Genomic DNA, 665 nt, shown 5'->3' on the forward strand with positions numbered 1-665 from the left:
GACTATGTTGACACTTGGCCTAAATTTACAGATGGAAGTAATCGGTATTTCACAGGTATAGATTTTAATGGAAATCTTGACAGAAACGCAATAGCAGTTAATACTGACTACTATAAACTTGAAGCAAACTTTGGACTTCTCAGAAATGCACAGAATGTTACAATAGAGATAAGAGATGCTTCAGGGAGTCTTGTAAAAACGATTGATTCAGTTGACTGGATGTATAAAGATCCTTATACTGCTTTGGACTGGTCGCTTTGGTACTCTGCAAATCCATGGACTGGTGAGCCGTTCTGGTGGGATGGAACTGATTCTAACGGAAATCCTGTTCCTGATGGAAGCTATCACCTTGTGATTAAGGCAACGCCTCAAAAGATGTTTAATAAAGCAAGTTTCGATGCACCTCATGTTGTTGATTTTCCTGTTTCTCTTGATAGAGTAGCACCATCAACAAGTTGGACAACTGTTAACAACTCAGATGGATCTGTAACTGTTACATGGAGTGCATCTGATCCTTCACCTTCTTCGGGAATTTGGGGCTTTGAAATTTTATGGGCAAGTGGATACAACCTTGTTGCCCCTAATCAAAACTCCTATACTATTCCTGCCGGAGAAGATACAAGTTACATCTATGTAATTGCTGTAGATAATGCATACAATTTGGG

At 39.4% G+C, this 665-nt stretch carries 1 pseudogene; it reads left to right on the forward strand.

Annotated features, from left to right (window positions below):
• A pseudogene (locus ACP5SP_RS08060) lies at nucleotides 1-665 on the forward strand (hypothetical protein); the annotation flags it as partial.

Source organism: Caldisericum sp., from assembly GCF_049967455.1.
Lineage (GTDB): Bacteria > Caldisericota > Caldisericia > Caldisericales > Caldisericaceae > Caldisericum > Caldisericum exile_A.